The organism is Paenibacillus sp. MCAF9, from assembly GCF_052114265.1.
Lineage (GTDB): Bacteria > Bacillota > Bacilli > Paenibacillales > Paenibacillaceae > Pristimantibacillus.
In genome coordinates this window covers 1-18421 of record NZ_JBFREL010000046.1, presented here as the reverse complement: position 1 = coordinate 18421, position 18421 = coordinate 1, and the positions used below count along the sequence as shown (strand labels likewise).

General features: G+C 45.5%; 7 protein-coding genes and 12 tRNA genes. 2 read left to right on the top strand and 17 right to left on the bottom strand.

Features of this window, described 5'->3' with window-relative positions; all coding sequences use genetic code 11:
• Window positions 1-188 precede the first annotated feature (188 nt).
• The 3 genes from AB4Z45_RS31355 to AB4Z45_RS31345 all read right to left on the bottom strand — a co-directional run bounded on the left by AB4Z45_RS31355 (window position 189) and on the right by AB4Z45_RS31345 (window position 10090).
• Window positions 189-1343 (bottom strand): S1C family serine protease, encoded by a 1155-nt coding sequence (locus AB4Z45_RS31355; protein ID WP_441913421.1) that lies wholly within the window; start codon window positions 1341-1343, stop codon window positions 189-191.
• Between the two features lie 245 nt (window positions 1344-1588).
• On the bottom strand, window positions 1589-4393 hold the full coding sequence (gene ppc, locus AB4Z45_RS31350) for a phosphoenolpyruvate carboxylase (protein ID WP_441913419.1): 2805 nt from the start codon (window positions 4391-4393) through the stop codon (window positions 1589-1591).
• Window positions 4394-4777: 384 nt separating this feature from the next.
• Window positions 4778-10090, bottom strand: coding sequence for a choice-of-anchor I family protein (locus AB4Z45_RS31345; protein WP_441913417.1), 5313 nt, complete (start codon window positions 10088-10090; stop codon window positions 4778-4780).
• A gap of 1153 nt (window positions 10091-11243) precedes the next feature.
• On the opposite strand from AB4Z45_RS31345, the gene AB4Z45_RS31340 reads away from it, so the two are divergent.
• Window positions 11244-11411 carry a hypothetical protein gene (locus tag AB4Z45_RS31340; RefSeq protein WP_441913415.1) on the top strand — a complete coding sequence of 56 codons (168 nt, stop codon included), beginning with the start codon at window positions 11244-11246 and terminating at the stop codon, window positions 11409-11411.
• Between the two features lie 708 nt (window positions 11412-12119).
• On the opposite strand, the gene AB4Z45_RS31335 is transcribed toward AB4Z45_RS31340, so the two are convergent.
• The 6 genes from AB4Z45_RS31335 to AB4Z45_RS31310 all read right to left on the bottom strand — a co-directional run bounded on the left by AB4Z45_RS31335 (window position 12120) and on the right by AB4Z45_RS31310 (window position 16447).
• Window positions 12120-12193, bottom strand: a tRNA-Gly gene (locus AB4Z45_RS31335).
• A 14-nt stretch (window positions 12194-12207) separates the two neighbouring features.
• A tRNA-Pro gene (locus tag AB4Z45_RS31330) sits at window positions 12208-12284 on the bottom strand.
• A gap of 34 nt (window positions 12285-12318) precedes the next feature.
• Window positions 12319-12395, bottom strand: a tRNA-Arg gene (locus AB4Z45_RS31325).
• A gap of 8 nt (window positions 12396-12403) precedes the next feature.
• Window positions 12404-12478: transfer RNA gene (locus AB4Z45_RS31320), tRNA-Gly, on the bottom strand.
• A gap of 412 nt (window positions 12479-12890) precedes the next feature.
• On the bottom strand, window positions 12891-13748 hold the full coding sequence (locus tag AB4Z45_RS31315) for an ABC transporter ATP-binding protein (RefSeq protein ID WP_076271911.1): 858 nt from the start codon (window positions 13746-13748) through the stop codon (window positions 12891-12893).
• Between the two features lie 239 nt (window positions 13749-13987).
• On the bottom strand, window positions 13988-16447 hold the full coding sequence (locus AB4Z45_RS31310; RefSeq protein ID WP_441913413.1) for a phosphodiester glycosidase family protein: 2460 nt from the start codon (window positions 16445-16447) through the stop codon (window positions 13988-13990).
• 357 nt (window positions 16448-16804) lie between these two features.
• Between AB4Z45_RS31310 and AB4Z45_RS31305 the strand changes: the two genes are divergently transcribed.
• The gene (locus AB4Z45_RS31305) at window positions 16805-17308 is read left to right on the top strand and encodes a GNAT family N-acetyltransferase (protein ID WP_441913411.1); all 504 of its coding nucleotides are present in this window, start codon (window positions 16805-16807) and stop codon (window positions 17306-17308) included.
• Window positions 17309-17365: 57 nt separating this feature from the next.
• On the opposite strand, the gene AB4Z45_RS31300 is transcribed toward AB4Z45_RS31305, so the two are convergent.
• From AB4Z45_RS31300 to AB4Z45_RS31265, 8 genes are all read right to left on the bottom strand, one after another.
• Window positions 17366-17448: transfer RNA gene (locus tag AB4Z45_RS31300), tRNA-Leu, on the bottom strand.
• Between the two features lie 97 nt (window positions 17449-17545).
• Window positions 17546-17628, bottom strand: a tRNA-Leu gene (locus tag AB4Z45_RS31295).
• 17 nt (window positions 17629-17645) lie between these two features.
• A tRNA-Lys gene (locus AB4Z45_RS31290) sits at window positions 17646-17721 on the bottom strand.
• Window positions 17722-17731: 10 nt separating this feature from the next.
• Window positions 17732-17806: transfer RNA gene (locus tag AB4Z45_RS31285), tRNA-Gln, on the bottom strand.
• 9 nt (window positions 17807-17815) lie between these two features.
• A tRNA-Val gene (locus tag AB4Z45_RS31280) sits at window positions 17816-17891 on the bottom strand.
• Window positions 17892-17922: 31 nt separating this feature from the next.
• A tRNA-Glu gene (locus tag AB4Z45_RS31275) sits at window positions 17923-17997 on the bottom strand.
• Between the two features lie 40 nt (window positions 17998-18037).
• Window positions 18038-18113, bottom strand: a tRNA-Thr gene (locus tag AB4Z45_RS31270).
• A gap of 4 nt (window positions 18114-18117) precedes the next feature.
• Window positions 18118-18193 (bottom strand) — tRNA-Asn (locus AB4Z45_RS31265).
• Between the last annotated feature and the right edge of the window lie 228 nt (window positions 18194-18421).

Genomic DNA, 18421 nt, shown 5'->3' with positions numbered 1-18421 from the left:
GGTTTCATTGCTGTTTGCTCCAAAAAATACTAACCGTTCTAATAATTATATAGGTTTGACGTTCAGTCAGCAATCGACCTGAGGCTAGTTGTTTTTTCGACTTTCGGCTAGGAACGCTAAAATAAAGCAAAAAAGGTCTAGGAAACGTAATGTTCCCAGACCTTCAATGTTCATGCGCTTTATATTTATTAAAGTGTATTTGTTTTCAATTGCTCGAGCACCTTTGTAATCGTCGTCGTAGGAATCGCAAAACCAATGCCTTGCGCCTCAGCGTTCACAGCCGTGTTTATACCGATAACCTCTCCCTTCTCGTTTAGAAGCGGTCCTCCAGAGTTCCCTGGATTAATAGAGGCATCCGTTTGCAGCAAATGCTCGTAATTATGATTCCCTTGCTCATCTGCAATCGTAATTGGACGCTCTTTCGCGCTTAACACGCCCATAGTCAACGTTTGATCGAAGCCATATGGATTGCCGATCGCCATCACCCAGTCACCGATTCGCGTTTGGTCAGAGCTTCCCAGTTTAAGAGATGGGAATGCTTTGCCGTTAGGCTCTTCCACCTTAAGCACAGCCAAGTCTAGATCATAACTCGAACCAAGCACCTTTGCTGTTAGAGGCTCGTCATAACCTTGAACCGTTACTTTAACCTCCTTTGCACCCGCAATTACATGCTCGTTAGTCAGAATATAACCATCCGATTCGAAGAAAAAGCCTGTACCAGAGCCTACTAACTCAAGATTTGAACTGCTTGGCTGTTGTTCTTGAGATTCTTGCTGCTGCCCGTTGCTACCCGACCCGCCATTTCCAAAAAACTGTTGAAAGCGTGGATCGTCGAACATGGAGTTCGAACGTGCTGGCTCCCCATAATTTTCAATCTTCACAACCGCGGGGCTCGCAGCTTTATAGACGGAAGCGATATCTTCACTTGAGCTTAGCGATGCTGTAGACAAGCCAGCATCCTGCTGTCCTGAATTGCTTACAACGCTGGAGCCCGAGTTTTGAACGGTTTGTTCCCCTCCGCTGAACAGATTGTTTTTATCTGCCATGTAGGAGAAACCGCCAATGACGAGAGCGCCAATCAAGAACGATGCAAGCAGTGTTTTTGCCGAGCTGCCGCCCGAACGCTTTGAACGTTTTTTACCGCCAGGCGCTGACCCTGACCCGCTTCCGCTCTCATCTTGTCCCAGCCCAAGCTCCCTCTCATACGAAGCTCTTAGCTCATTTGTTGATTTGTTGGATTCATAAATATAAGTAGTGACAGGAGTCCGGTTCGTTTCGTTCGATGTATGGTTCGACGTGTAAGTATCACCGCTCGTTTCCGAGCGTTTGTTTTCCTCGTTCATCTCTATCATCCTCTCAATAGTAGGTGTCTGTTTCCTATGTACCTATCATGCAGGATGTACCTTAAACAAAACTTAAGTGGACTATAAATGAACATAAGAAAAATAGAGTTCTGTTGCCGTTTATTTTTTTGGCTTCTCACTACAAGGCCTTCCAACTGCTTTAAACGAAAAAAAGCCAACCACAGTAAATACCATGGTTGGCTTTGCAGCTATTCTATATTCGCCTAAGCGATTAGTTTGAGCAGTTAGCCCGTATTCCGAAGTCCTGCGGCAATGCCGTTGATCGTCAGAAGCACTTCGCGAAGCAGCTCTGGATCATCTTCTTCGTTATCACGCAGTGCACGAAGCTCGGTTAGCAGCTGCACTTGCATGTAGCTAAGCGGATCGACGTACGGATTGCGCAGACGAATCGACTCTTGGATAACAGGAACATTATCCAAAATTTCCGTTTGGCCTGTGATGCTAAGAATAAGCTCAGATGTAAGCTTATATTCTTCTTCGATTTGCTCAAAAATACGATCGCGGATCGTTTTGTCCTTAATCATATCTGCATATTCCTTCGCAATAAGCAAATCTGCTTTGGCAAGAGCCATTTGAAGATTGTCAATTAGCGAGCGGAAGAACGGGAACTTCTCGTACATCGTACGCAGCGTGTTCAGCTTTTCCTCGTCGTCGCCAGTATATTGCTTCATTGCAGTACCAGCGGCGTACCATGCCGGCAGCAAGTAGCGGCTTTGCGTCCATGCGAACACCCAAGGAATGGCGCGCAAATCCTCGAAACGATCACTGTTTTTCCGTTTGGATGGACGTGAACCGATGTTCAGCTCGCCAACCTCAGGAAGCGGTGTCGACTCCTTGAAGTACGTCAAGAAATCTGGATCGCGGAAAATAAGATCCTGATACTTCTCGAGTGCCGTCTCGGAAATCGTACGTGCAATTTCTTCCCACTCCGCTTCTGCTTGCGGTGCTTGCTCTGGGTATTTCGCCAGACGAGCAGCCGTAATCAGCGCCCAAGTTGCTTGCTCCAAGCTGCGGTATGCAATACCTTGCATCGAATAACGCGAGGATAGAACCTCACCTTGCTCGGTAATTTTGATGCCGCCGCCAACCGTATGCGGCGGTTGTGCAAGGATACTGCGGTTAAGCGGCATGCCGCCGCGGCCAAGCGCTCCGCCACGGCCGTGGAAGAACTTCAGCTTAACGTCGTACTCTTTGCCGGCAGCTGTAATTTCATTAAGCGCTACGCGCAGCTCCCAGTTCGCTGTAACAACTCCGCCGTCTTTGTTGCTATCGGAATAACCTAGCATAATTTCATGCAGGTTGCCGCGAGCTTCCACCGCTTGACGGTAGATTGGCATTTCGAATAGCTGCTTCATAATAGCTGGTGCTGCATGCAGGTCGTCAATCGTTTCAAATAGCGGTACCGATTGCAGTGTACAACGAATCGTGCCGTCCGCTTCCTTGCGGAACAGGCCAACTTCCTTCGCAAACACCATAACCTCAAGCATGTCGCTTGCCGCTTCCGTCATACTAATCAGATAACTTGAAATACAATTGATGCCAAACTCTTGCTGCGCCCGATAAATCGTATGGTATACGTTCAAGCATTCACGGGTGGACTCCGTGTAATCTAGATGCCCCGAAGTAAGCGGGCGCGGATCATTCAGGAGACGGTGAAGCAGGTCTGTTTTTTCTTCTTCTGGAAGTGCCGCATAATCTGCTGCTACATTCATTTTCGCTAAAATTTCAGCCATCGCATTTTCATGCTCTTGGCTATGCTGACGAACATCAAGCGCCATAAGGTGGAAACCAAACAGCTCCACTTGACGTACTAACTTAGCAAGTGCTGTATCTGCTACATAATCAGCGTAGTGATGACGCAAGCTGCGATCGATAACGAGCAAGTCCTCGCGAAGCTCTTCAGGGTGGTTGTAGCGCATTTGCGAACCCTTAAGCGATTCATCGCGTGTATTAGCCAGCTTCTCTAGCATAAAGCCAAGCTTAATACGGTATGGCTCCTTCGTATTTCTCCAAAGATCGACGCACTTAAGCTCAACATGCTCGCGATCCGATCGAATCGAATCGATAAGCTCAGCCGATACCTCGACAAGGTTTGTGCTGAAGCTGAGAAGGTCCATAAGCTCGCCTAGTTTTTCTTCGTACTTGCGAATAGCCAGCTGACGGTGCAGCGTTAGCGTTTCCCAAGTTACCTGAGCTTTCACCGATGGGTTGCCATCGCGATCGCCGCCGATCCAAGAACCGAAGCGCAAGTAATCCGGCACATGCCATTTCTCATCTGGATAGTACTTGCTTAGGCAGCGTTCAAGCTCTTCATAAACATTAGGAAGCACTTCGAACAATGTCTCATCAAAATAGTACAAGCCGTTACGAACTTCATCGATAACGGTTGGTTTGCGGTCACGAAGCTCGTCTGTTTGCCACAAAATAAGAACCTCATTCATGAGCTTCTCACGCAGCTTCTCGCGCTCGCGATAGGTTAGTGTTGGGTTATCCAGCTCCATCACATCTACAGCAATCCGTTTATGAATATCAAGCACCGCGCGGCGAGTTGCCTCGGTCGGGTGTGCAGTCATTACTAGCTCCAGCGAAATATTGCTCAAAATATCTCTAACTTCCTCGATTGCAATGTCGCGTTCCTTCAGATCTTGAACCGCGCTCTCAATGGAGCCGCGTTGGACCGCTTCGCCAGCAGAAACCTCGTAATCACGTTTCCGTCTAATCCGATGATTTTGCTCTGCAATGTTGACAAGCTGAAAATAAATGGCAAACGCTCTAATCACTTGATGACGTATTTCCGGGTTAAGCGATGATACATTTTCTTTAAATTGATCAAATAATTCCGGTACAAATTCAGCGCGAAGAGATTTACTTTGTTCACGAATCCGTTCTACGATTTCAAGCAGCTCGCGGCCGCCTTGATGAACAAGAACTTCACCGAGAATGTTGCCTAGAAACCGGACATCGCGTCGCAGCAAATTGTTAGCCTGCTGCCGATTTGTGGTCAAAGTAGATGCAGATTGATCCGACATACTGTTCCTCCTAAATTTTTGCGAAGCAACGATCGCTCCGTAAGCATTTACTTGTTTTCCGAAGCAGCAATCGCTTCGAAAGCTTGCTTGTACAACATGAACGTTTTTTTGACTTCTACCATCATACTACAAAAACCTACAGGGTTGAAGCCCTGAAGCCAATCCTGGCAAAAACAGATTTGTTCCTTAGGTGTGTATTACCCACTCCTTTTTGCTGCTAATCTTTCCGGCAATTCGTAACTGCGAAAGACAATCCGCTTCAGTTAAGTTAACGATGCTTAATAAATTAGCGAAAGTACTGGTCCAATACCATAAATTAGACCTCTTATGAAAAAGACCGCAGCACCTCTCACTAAAGGGCGCTGCGGTCTTGCTCAAGTCGAATTATGCCATTAATTGAATTAATTTCGCCAGCATTTTTGCTGCTTCCTCACGGGTAGCCAAATCCTTCGGTGCAAAATAGCTGCCTGCCTTATTTGCATAGATCTTGCCGTTAATGATTCCCGCCTGCTGCACTGCAGCTGCTGCTTCCTTCGCAAAGGCGCCAATAGATGATGCATCTTCAAACGCTATAGCATTTGTCTGCACAGGCAAATCAAAGTTCATGACATCAACGAACCTTGCAATCATAGCCACCATTTGCTCACGGCTAATATTGGCTTTAGGATTGAAGCTGCCATCTCCAGCGCCTCCGACAATTCCTTTTTCAGCCGCCCATGCTACCGCCCCTGCAAAATAATCGGATGACTTCACGTCCGTAAAGCTTGACGACGTGTAACCTTCCAGTTGAGCGCCGGCAATTCTTGCAAGGATGAGTGTGAAATCAGCCCGTGACATGTTGGCCTTTGGAGCAAACTTTTGATTGCCCAAGCCGCCGATTATATCTCTGGAAGATAAGTAAAGGATAGAATCCTTCGCAAAGCTTGATGCCGTGTCCAAAAATGCCACATGATTGTAGCCAACTCCGTAAGTAGAGAAATGGCTGACCGTAAACTGCAATTGGCCTGTCGACTTATCGTACACGCTGTTAGGTACAATGCTAAGATTGCCGTCATTTGCAATATAGTATATAACTACTGCTTGGCTGTCTTCGTTTGCTTGAAGCGAATAAGGAATGCTAACCCGTGCTGTACCGCCCTTCAGATCGGTAATCGCTGTTTTTCCGCCGATCACATCAAACTCATACACAGGATGGCTGCCGATTGTTTCCTTGATCGCACTAGAAAGCTTAGATACATCCGCTTTGTTGACCGCTATGGAAAGCTCGCCATTCCCTGAGGCTGCTGCTAGTGTTCCAATAGCCTTAGCATCAAAGGATACGATTCCAAGTCCTGCATGAACATCCAGCGACTTCAATCCCTTAGCTGCAAGCTTAGCGATAGCTTTTTCCTCAAACTTGATAGCCGTTGACTTGGTGTCTGTGTTAGCCGCCATTTTAAACTCAATGGATGCCGGCTTGCCGTTTGATGCTTTATCTAATGCAGCTATTGCTGCATCCAATTGATTTACCGTTACCGTTGCCGTTGTCTTACCGCTGTTATCCGTTTCAGCTTTAAGCGTGCTTACTGCTTTTACGATCTCACCATTTACGATCGTCACTCCAGCATCTTCAGGTTTTGTAGAAGGTGCAGGCGTCGGCGATGGATTCGGTGTTGGCGATGGAGTTACGATGTCACCTGAAGTAACCGTGACACTCGTCTCAGCGAGACCATATCCGTCAGCACTCGCTGCTGAAATGACCGCTGTTCCCGCTTTTATCGCTGTGACATTTCCATTTGAATCTACGGTTGCCACAGCTGTATTAGAAGAAGTCCATATTGCAGCAGCAGAGCTTCCGCCTACAGGCTCGACGGTTGCAACCAGCTTAGATGCAGCATCTCCAACTTTTAAGGAAAGAGAAGCTTTATCCAACGTTACTTTCGTTACATTAAGCTGATATACGCCTACCTTGCCGCCTACCTCGTAAGCAACCAAGAGTAAAGGCATTCCAGTTGGGCTAATGTTAGCCGGAATAAACTCTAGGCCCTCTGGGCCAGTATCTGTATCTAAGTTGTCCTTGCCTTGGCTGTCTTTGAACACGCGAGTATTTGTATAATTAGCGAATGTCGCGTGCGCAGGATCTGTTACATCATAGGTCATGAAACCACCGATGCGCTCAAGACCAACGAATGCCAAAACCTTATTGCCAACCTTCCCCGTTTTAATATCTTCCGGTTCTGGTCCCTTCTTGCCGCTTCGATCGTCAATGGCTGTCTTACTGTTGCTTGTGTTAAAGAATGCTGGCAAGCGACTGCCCGTTATCGTTTCAAAATCGTTGCCGCTGTCATAGACCTGCTCCATCGAGTTCGCATTCCAGATCGAGAAAGAACGTCCGCCGTACATGTAAATGCCGTCATTGCCCATATCGCTTGCGACTTCAATACCATCATAAGCAGTCTTGCCATTTAGGAAAATCGCAGCCGCTGAAGTCGGATCAAGCTTTCCTTTTAATGCACCTATCGTGCTGCCGTTTGTACGGTTCGGCCATTCCGTTACATCGCCTTCATTAGCTGTAAAAAGGTACGTTTGGCCGTTAATCGTATGAGATGCGATGCCATCAGGCATGTACATCCCTTTAAACGGTACATTTTCCAGCTTAATCGCACCGTCTTTTAGAACGTCGAGAGAATTGCGCGGATCATTATAATCCTTTAATCCAAGTGATTTTACTGCCGTCACTTTGTTTGTTTCAATATCAATAATCGCAATCGCATTATTCTCTTGCAATGACACGTAGGCCGTCTTGTTGTCATCCGAAAGAGTGATATACTCAGGCTCCAGATCATACACAGCGTCTGCTTTTGTTCCGCTCGATTTAATTTTTCCATCTGCCGGATCTACTTTGCCGCGAATATGAACGCCATCCTCGATAACGGACGGATCATCGAAGAGTACATGTGTAACTTTGTTGTTTACTGTATTGACGATCGTTACGCTTCCTTTAGGATCATCTGCACCATTGCGCGGCTCCGCCTCATCTGCAGTAAGGATATACTTTCCATCCGCTGTTGACTTAATCATATCCGGTTGTACACCAGCAGCGTAGGCTGTGATTAGATTGCCATCATAATCGAGTACGATGATTTTACCTGGCTTGAGTGGATCCTTCTCTTGTACCGCTACAGAAACTCGCTTAGTCGTCGTATTAATATCTACACTAGTTAAATCACCGTATACAAAGCCTTCAACCTCGGCAATCGGCTTAATAAGTATCGATTTTTCTTTACTTAGCGTTCCGTTCCCGCTTCCCAAGCTGACAATATCCAGGCTTGGCGGATCACCGGAGCCATTAACCAAATAAAATTTGCCATTGTCTTTGTTGAATTTAACGATCTCGGCAACGCCGCCTTCTTTATTGAATTGGCCTACTGAATATTCTCCGATTTTTGAAATATTGAGCGTATCTTTAAACTCAGCGGACGCTGGCTTTATAATCATATCTGCAGCTGCGCTCGCTACAGCCAATCTAACTTCGCTGCCAAAAACTCCAATGGTTCCAGTAGCTTGTGCATTGTCCCCAACTTCAACCTTCGGAAACGCTCCATTCACATAAAGCAGCATATCGTTATCAAGCTTAATCGTATTAGCCGTTTTGTCCATGGCAGTTACATTGCCAGTAGTTGTCACTCTCCTGCCGTACATATCAGCTGTTACTGAACTAAGCTTATCTACGTTAAGCATAGACTTATCGAACGTATCTTCCGCCACTAAGCTGAAAATTTTATTGTTCAGCCTTATTACCTGTAAGTTGCCTTTTACCCGCACTTCGCCGTCATGAAGACCAGCCGTCCCAGAAACGCGTACCTCTGCACCTACCGGGATGGACGGGTCCATGCCTTCAACAGCAATTGCGCCCGTAAACGATTGTACATAACGCACTGCGTTTGCTTGTCTGTTATCCGATTTAACGGACGGAGTTGTAACCAAACCTTCGATTGTTACCGCTTTGTCTGTTGTACTCTTCTGGAGTGAGCCGATAAGCTTCACAAAATCAGGAATGACATCAACGGTTCCCTCTGTTTTCCCACCCCGCGTAGGCGATGGATCCACTACTGCAAAATCAGCAGCATTGTTGTTGGAATCTTGGAAGTTGATGCGGCGCACGCCTTTAACAGCTGCTGGCAGTGAAGCTCCATTCCCTACGGATGTTCCTTCATGCAGTGAAGTCTGAACCGCACCGAAACCTACCGCATCTACCACTGCCGAAGTGGAGTACACTCCTTGGAATAATTCCATCGTGCCATCCACATCAGACATGCCGATGGATTGCTCTTTCGTGCTTGCATATGCATCAGCCAGATAAGGATCTCCGTAGTTTTTATCGCTCGTATTGCCCCAAGTTGCTTCAAGGCGAACGAGGTAATAATCATGAGGAGCAATGACCGCACCTTCTTCAAAATCATAGCCTTGTACCGTTGTAGCACCTTTATTGCTGTATCTTAAATGATATCCTGCAAGTGATATTGGCGAAGCAGTAGGATTGTAGAGCTCTACAAAATCATACAGGTACGGTGATGCTGCTGGCGGTGTGTCTTTATTAATTTTCCCGCCGCCGCCATATACTTCATTAATTAGAACATGAGTTGCTGGAGCTATACTGGATTGAATGGTAAACGCAAACGACTTAGCTATGCTAACTGGCGTCCCTGCCGTGCTGTCAGTCGCTGTAATCGTCACATTAGTATTTGATGCCGCCTTGGTCGGTGTCCCTGTTAAAGCACCATTTGACGCAAGGCTAAGTCCTTCTGGCAAGCCAGTTGCAGTAAAGGTATATGGCGTGTTTCCACCAGTAGCCTGAATAACTGCGGAATATGGAGATCCAACAAAGCCATCAGCAAGAGACGCTGTAGTAATGACTAGCGGTTGGACAATACCCGGCCCCCATGCGCCGTCAGCACCGCTGCGAGGTATTGCTGCTAGTAATGCATCGCCTGTAGCTAACTCATAATCGACTTGTTTGAAATCCGCTTTATTATTGTCTGTATCTAAGAAGTTGCTGCGGCGAATGGACTTTTTCTTCGATGTGCCTTCTGCTGAGCCCGTAGGGAATGCAGTCTCATATCCGTCGATATTGCTATCCTTATCATTGCTTCCTGTACCGACCATATCTACATAGCCGTCTGGCTTAGTATCAAAAGGATTAGGATCAGTCAGTAAAGTTTGATTGCTCATTAGAGCAACCTTCATCCCTTTGTTATTAATCAATCGCTCCCAAGTGAGGTCGCCTTTTGCAGAGAGATCTACCTTTGGTTTTTCAGCACCTGTAGAAGCTCCTGTTATAAGAAAAGAAGAATGCGCTTTAATCGTTCCGGTCAAATTAAGCTTTTCCCAAGCCTTAGTAGCACCTGTCGTCGCACTAGAGCCCCGATCCGCATATTGAAGCGACCAACCAGCAAGGCTGACATCACTATCCGTCGGATTATAAAGCTCAATAAATCCATGAGATAACAGCGTGGTCGTATCTGTGCTCAAGCCGCCGCCATATACTTGATTAATAACAACATGCGGGATGGCAACGTTATAGGCGTTGTCTACTGCGTAAGGCGTCCCCGATAGCGGTAATCCGGCAGCCATGACTGGCCCGCCTGCCAGCACCATGCTGGCCGTAATTTCCGTAGCTAATAATAATGATATTAACCTTTTACTATAGATCTTCAAGTTTCACTCACTCCCATATCTATTATGTTAACTAGAATTGTAGAGCGTTTTTATTTCATAATGATTAATGTTCCATGAAGCTTTTGTAAAGCGTTTGGTTTTTGGTGCGGGGGTGGTTTTTGGTAAAGCGTTTGATAAAACACTTGATAAGCCATTCCAAACCTCGTCAGAGCACATGTTTTTTTAGTGTATGGGCAAACAAAACAGCCCGCTGAGAGCTTCCAGACGGGATGTTTGTTTGATATGTTTATTTATGTTTACACATATAATATTTTCGTCACTCAACATTGGAATCTACTGTTACGTTTTTCATGGTTAACCTTAAGCCTAACGGACATGAAATCCGCTATTTCGAGAATTCAAGCTCGTTACGTGGATCTAACGGACATAGGATGCGTTAATTGCTCAAAAAGTAGCCAAATTAAGCATCCTGAAACTAAATAAGAGATCCTAAGTCCGTTAGTTCTACAAAAGGACCGAATTTCAGCAAATAAGGTATCTCATGTCCGTTAATTCTACATAAGGCTGGAAGCACCACTTATAAGACATCTGGTTTCTGTATTGATGCGTTTATTTATGTTTACATAAATAATATTTTCGGTTCAACATTGGAGTCTGCTCTTGTGATGCTAGCCTTAACGGACATGAAATCCGCTATTTCGAGAATTTAAGCTCGTTACGTGGATCTAACGGACATAGGATGCGTTATTTGCTTAAAAAGCAGCCAAATTAATTATCCTGAGGCTAAATAAGAGATCCTATGTCCGTTAGATCTATAAATGGACGGAATTTCGGAAAATAAGGTATCTCATGTCCGTTGCAGCTCTTACTTGGAAGTTTTAATTGTAGAGAACCCTCACAATTAGCTGAGAATACGTGCGCCTGCACCAATCCACCAAACCTCCACTTTAAACATTCAACTTCTGCATTAGGTAATTGCTACTAATATATGATAGTTCACTTTCTTAAGCGTTTTATATAAATTACTTAGCTGCATAAATAACGCTTCTAAACCTATCCGTTCGAAATTTTTAATCATAACTTGATTTTTCAAGAATAGATTTAAATCTTTTTATGTTCACTGTCTTTGAAACTTAGAATAATTCATTGCGTAGAAATATTTGTAAATAAAGAAAGAATGAGGTCATTACGAATGAAAAAAACATTCTTATATGCCCCGATCATTCTTGTGGCTCTGTTTTTTCTTAGCATAAATGAAGCAGGAGACGAGCTACATTGGAAAAACATTGTAGAGAAGATTTTAGTTTTGGGCTCTGCATTTGGGGTCTTATATTTAATTAATCGGCTGACCAAAAAATAAGCTTTATGTTTATGTGAATTCATACATAGTCACTATTGAATCGATAAATTGAAGTGTAACTATTTTCCTCCAATTAAACTATTGCCAATAAAGGAGAATGTTTAATGAATCGGAATGCTCGTAATAAAAAAGTAGATACTTTTTTTCACAGATTGGGTGAGTTTTTTGAAGTATGGATATACCTCCCTCGGCTAATTTTCCGACTATACAAGTGGATATTTGATTAGCCTACATACGCCTGTCTAGAACATGGAGTCTCTAAGGCGCTTCCGACTAGAATGGAATAAATGTTAGTTAAAACCTCGCAAGGCGGTACTAAACGATATGTATTTCGTGGTTAGAAGGTGTGATTCATTATCCGAACACCCCCCTCTCTGGTCTAGAGACGGTTTCTAAGCAAGCGAGAGCTCCTAAATATCCATCTGCTTGATCTAAGGCGTATAATGGCAGTGCTGCCGCGTAGGAGTGGTGAAAATCTGAAGTTAACATAGGATCCTCTGTCACACCAAAATCGGAACAGTGGCAAATACATCAATGAACGAAATAAAGATGAGTAGTCGTGGGTCAGTTGATCGGTTTCTATCTCTTAACTCAATAGTTAAAAATTCGCCCCAGAATATGCCCCATGATAAGGAAAGGTTTCTTTTTTTATTGAATCCACAAAAACAAAAAAAGCCTTGCTGCGCAAGGCTTTCGGGTTTAAATAGTTGGAGCGGGTGATGGGAATCGAACCCACGCTATTAGCTTGGAAGGCTAAAGTTCTACCATTGAACTACACCCGCAAAGAAAAAGATTATGGTCGGGACGACACGATTTGAACATGCGACCCCCTGGTCCCAAACCAGGTGCTCTACCAAGCTGAGCTACGTCCCGAAGTGTAAATGAATTGCGTCTAATGTTGGGAAAATGGCGCGGCCTAAGAGATTCGAACTCCTGGCCTTTTGATTCGTAGTCAAACGCTCTATCCAGCTGAGCTAAGGCCGCACAATTTATGGAGCGGAAGACGGGAATCGAACCCGCGACCCTCGCCTTGGCAAGGCGATGCTCTACCGCTGAGCCACTTCCGCATGTATTTCTGTCGGCCGTTCGTTTCGTTTATCATCGCGGCGACAAGTAATAATATATCACCCCTGAAAACAAAAAGCAACTGTTTTTTAAAAAAAGTTTTAAATTATTTTAAATCCTTTAAAATGCATTGTTCTAAATTGGCTGAAAAGCCTTATATGACGCGGAAGTATGTGCTTTTAGACTTCATAAATCCAATCATAAAAATCAGCTTAAATGACGTTAGATCTTATTATCCGGTTTACTCCTTCCGATTGTTTAGCTCTAATGGATTACATTTTATAAATAACAAATATAAACGGTTCACTTCCCACCCACTCGCTTCTAAGCTCAATATACTACACATGGCTTATCTAAAAGAACAAAAAACCGCATTTCCAAAGGAAGCGCGGTTTACGGCATTCATATTAGTTACTATGCTCCAGCAGCAGCCAATGGTCTCTCTGACTGTGCACGATTAATCAATGCCACTTTATCAGCAGCAGGCTGGCCAGCTAGTGCATATGGCAAGCAAAGAGGAACGCCTGTACGCGGATCAGGCACGATATCTGCCTCAATGTTAAACACTTCGCGCATAATATCCGGTGTCATAACTTCTGCAGGCGTACCTTCGCCTACTACGACACCCGTTTTAATTGCGATCATATGATGAGCGTAACGTGTCGCGTGGTTCAAATCATGAACGACCATGACTACTGTGCGATTATTAGCTGCGTTTAGCTTTTGAAGCAAGTGAAGAACCTCAAGCTGATGCGCCATATCTAGGAAAGTTGTAGGCTCGTCAAGGAATAAAATATCAGTTTCCTGCGCAAGAGACATTGCAATCCATGCACGTTGACGTTGTCCGCCAGATAGATGATCAACCGGACGATCGGCAAAATCAGTCATACCTGTCGCTTCGATTGCCCACTGCACGATACTGCGGTCATCTTTAGTCATCGATCCGAAGCCCTTCTGGTATGGAAAACGACCATAAGAGACAAGCTCCGCTACTGTGAGTCCGTCCGGAGCGGTTGGATTTTGCGGCAAAATTGCCAATTGCTTCGCTACTTCCTTCGTCGATTGCTTATGGATGGACTTCCCGTCCAGAAGTACACTGCCCTTCGAGGGATTCATAATACGGGCCATTGTTTTCAAAATCGTTGATTTACCAGAGCCGTTAGCTCCTACTAGCGCCGTGATTTTCCCTTGAGGTATAGCAATGTTTAAATTCTCAACGATTAGACGGTCATCATAAGCAATATCAAGACTAGAGGTCGTTAAACGAATCATTGAACATGCACGCTCCTTCCGCTGCCTGAGGCAGACACCTTCACATTTTATATTTATATTTAAATTAGTAACGAATATTGATAACGATTATCATTTATTTTCTAATGATAATGTTTCTCATAAAAAAAGTCAATGATAATATAAATAGCATTTATTCATATCGATAAAAATAGAACCCCATTTAAATAGAAAAGCCGCCCAACAGGTTGGGACGGCTAGCTTTTATCATTTTACATACGTTACCACTTTAGCTTAGTGCCAAATACAAGACCATTGCTTATTAGTCTTCCAGGCGTGGTAATGAGTTTTCCTTGTGCGTACATGCCAGAGGATGCTCCTCCGTCCAAATTCATCGCCTGCTCAGCGCCAAGCTGAATCATGATTTGACTCCACTGTTTTATCGTTGCTTTGGAGACCGTAGCTATGACAATAGTCCCGTCCTTTTTGACAAGAATGCCGCTTCTGCCAGCTGCATCGGTCAATATTTTGGAGCTGCTAAACCCTTCCCCAGCTGGATTAACTGCCTGTTTCCCATCCTTCACTAGCCTTGGTCCTGCACCAATGGCGGTATGAACGCGAGACCATGCAATCGGACTATTCGAGAGGTTGGTCATTTCGATCTTATAATCAACCTTCGTCCCCACCTTAAAGCGTGAGGCTAGCTTCTCCTCAGAACCTGTATAGACGAGAACATATCCATCTGCTGGAATGCTGACATTCTCTTTTTTGCTTATTTTGGTCACGACACCCTTACTGACCGTTACTGAGGTGCCTTGTGCAAATCCAAGCTTGGCACCACGCTTTGGCGTGAACATAATGGCTGACGATGCGCCTGCTGCTGGTGTTCGATTTATAAAATACGCATACCAGTTGTTAGGCGACTTATAAGAACCGTCTGTTCCACCTAAAATTTTGACGCGCAGCGTATCCATAACTACTTTGCCGTCCCATGTAAAACCAATCGCTGTCCCTGTATTGCCTATATGCTCCACATTGCCGTCTACAATTACCGTTCCATATGGCTCCGGAATGCCGCCATAAGCCTCAAAATAGGTTCCGTTAATCGCTGCGTCTGCACGGTAATCTTTAGCAATCGATTGAAGAGACTGAACGACGCCTATCTTACGGCTTGATAGGCCTGCAGTAACCGGCATTCCCTTTGGAAGGGTAACCGTTTGAACCGTAAACGACTGGCCTGCTGCAGCAACCTTCTTGGATTCATGCTTCACCTTTAGGTTCAAGGTAGAGGCTGTAACCTGAATAGGAAGCTTCAGCTGGCCTTTGTAGCCGCTAGCTGTAACATCGACATAAAGGTTAGCTGATCCAGCTGTAACCGGGGTTACCACGCTTTTCTCATTGATGCGAACGATCGCTGGATTGTCGGAGCGATAGCTGACAGCGACTGGATCGGACAGCTTCAGCTTGTCCGTGAGCAGGAGCCGTGTATCCAGCGGCAGCTTAACCGCCGCCGCTGCTGCATAGGTGATCGCAACGGTGCGAACTGGCCCCGCTGCGATTAATGTACTAGCGGACGCATATACGAAGCGTCCGCTGCCCTGCGGCGCCACACCGCTCGCGGGAACCGCGGTGTGACCGCCGTAGGTGTACAAGATCGACCCGGCAGAGCCGTCGATCGCGTACACAGCGCCGGAACGGCCGCCGGCCAGCACCGTGCCGGCGCCAAGATCCGGCGCAAGCGCCGCGGGGCCGAAGCCGCCCGCTCCGCTGGCGCTAATGCGCCATAGTTCCGCCCCGTCTGCGAGGCGGAACGCAGCTATGCCGTTGCCGCTGCGCTCCGCAGCAACGACAGTACCTTTGTCTCCGGGCACAAGCGCCGGAGACGTCCAACCGCCTGCGGGCGCTGCTGCAAGCTCGCGAGTGAAGCGGACTTTACCGTCCTCTTCATACGCAGCGATAGCTTTGCCCGCAAGCAGCATCACGCCGCCGCTCACATCGCCCGCGATCAGCTTCGCCCCAAGCAGCGTCTGCTCAAGCGACGCTTCCCATACAACTGCATTGCCGCGCACGGCATACAACACGCCATTGCTGCCCAGTACATAGACGCCGCGCTTACCTGCGGCCAGTTCCTTAACCGAGACGCCCTCTGGCAGCAGAGCAGCCTGCTGCTCTCCCTCACTGCTCAGCGATAAAACAGCATGCTGATATGCAAAATAAGGAGTACCTTCCCCATCCGTCACCATGCCTGATGGCTCTAATTGTTCCTTTTTCCCTTTAAAATAATAAATGCCTTTCTGACCGCCATTGCCGCCTTCATCATATTGATAAAGCCTAGCACCAGTTCCTGCGGTAAATATTTGTCCTTTTCCATTTACGGCTGGGGCGGATAGTTTCGAATATGTGTTTATTCTTTTTAATTCTTTTCCGCCATTATCTAATAGAGATAACCATCCATTATTCGTTACAACCAACAGCTTTCCGCTCGGCATAACAATCGGAGGATATAGAGTACCCTCTGCTTTGTATCGCCAGTACTCGATTTCTGCTTTGCTGGCAGCAGAACCCTTCGCATTAGAAGCCACCGTTTTTGTATCATTCGTCGATTCTGCTGCAGAAACGGAGGAACTCCCATAGGCTCCCTTACCACCTAATGATTCGCTTCCTGTGTAGCTCACATTCAACACTATAATAAGCAGAATAGCTACTACTCTAACAAGCCATTTTTTCGTCTTTTGATGCATATGACTGATCTCCTTCTTATGTGTAGATTCCAGTTAGTCCCAATGAACTATATCGACAGGTTTATTCTAAAAATGAAGGGATTATATGGATAATAGAACTCTCAAATTCTATTAAGGAATAGGTTGGCATCCTGTAAGTCCCTATGTTACGATCACAAAAACCATGTCTACAAATCTAGCAATGGGATTACTATTTCTTTATATAAAACACTAATTCCATTTACTATTTATCCTCACAACAATTAACCTTGTACATTTTTAACCCCATACGATTGAGCAAGATCACTTTACTGCAGAGGTAGATCATGTTTTGAAAAAGCTATCCTAAACAAACATAAAAGGAGAATTATAACCAATATGCAAACCACTAGATGCAAGCTGGACCCATTACAACAATCAGATTTCAAATACATGCAAAGGATATATTCGAGTCATGAGGTTAGAAAATACTTAGGCGGAGCTGTACCAGAGGAATATCATCTAAATAAGTTTCTAGATGCTTTAGAGCGCTCATCAACGAAGGAGTCATACATTTGGACGGTTAGACTAAAAGAAAACAATGATTTTATTGGGGTTGTTTCCTTAGATAATCACATAGACGGAAGGTTTAAGGAAATCAGCTATGAATTTGTTCCGCAAAGCTGGGGTAGCGGCTACGCAGCCGAGGTAGTCGGTCTATTATTAATGTACGCACTTCATGAATTAAAGCTAGGTAAAGTAATAGCTGAGACACAAACAGCAAATACTGCCTCCTGCAGACTCCTTGAGAAGGTAGGCATGCGATTAGAGCATAAGCTGCAAAGATATGGTGCTGAACAAGCGCTATACAGCTTCAATGATCAATTGGGGCTTTTCGATTAATATTACACATATATAAACAGCAAAAAACCCTTGTTCGCCAAGGGTTTCTTCATGGTATGGTGCGCGTAGAGGGACTTGAACCCCCACGGTCGCCCGCTAGATCCTAAGTCTAGTGCGTCTGCCAATTCCGCCATACGCGCATATGTGATTCTTTGAAGCTTAACCATGTTTTGCAGGGCTTCCACCTACATTACTCTGTTGACATACAGAGTGCTTCCCTATGAAGGGTGTTAAAGATGGTGCGCGTAGAGGGACTTGAACCCCCACGGTCGCCCGCTAGATCCTAAGTCTAGTGCGTCTGCCAATTCCGCCATACGCGCGCATSYGAGATAAAAAATGGTGAGTCATGTAGGATTCGAACCTACGACACCCTGATTAAAAGTCAGGTGCTCTACCAACTGAGCTAATGACTCATAGTATAAGTGGCTGGGGATTCAGGGATCGAACCTGAGAATGACGGAGTCAAAGTCCGTTGCCTTACCGCTTGGCTAATCCCCAATAGCGATATGGTGGACGCTGACGGGATCGAACCGCCGACCCTCTGCTTGTAAGGCAGATGCTCTCCCAGCTGAGCTAAGCGTCCAAGGATAAAGGCGCCATTTGTAAATATAATTTGGTGACCCGTAGGGGACTCGAACCCCTGTTACCTCCGTGAAAGGGAGGTGTCTTAACCACTTGACCAACGGGCCATGCTAAAATTGATGCTTGTCCTTACAGTTGAAAGTTTTCTGGAGCTCTCAACCGGATTCGAACCGGTGACCTCATCCTTACCATGGATGCACTCTACCTACTGAGCTATGAGAGCATAATGGCTCCCCGAACAGGACTCGAACCTGTGACAACTCGATTAACAGTCGAGTGCTCTACCAACTGAGCTATCAGGGAACATTGTATTTTGAGTTGAATGTTATTAAAGCTTCAACTTCAAAATAGGCACGGTTGAATATCAAGGCGTATTGCGCCTTGAAAACTGGATACGAAAGATTAGGCTTGCTGAAGCCTTTATGCTGCTGTCTACTGGATGTATGGGTCGCAGTAAACGTGTTTAGGATAAGCCCTCGACCGATTAGTATTCGTCAGCTACACACATTGCTGTGCTTCCACCCCGAACCT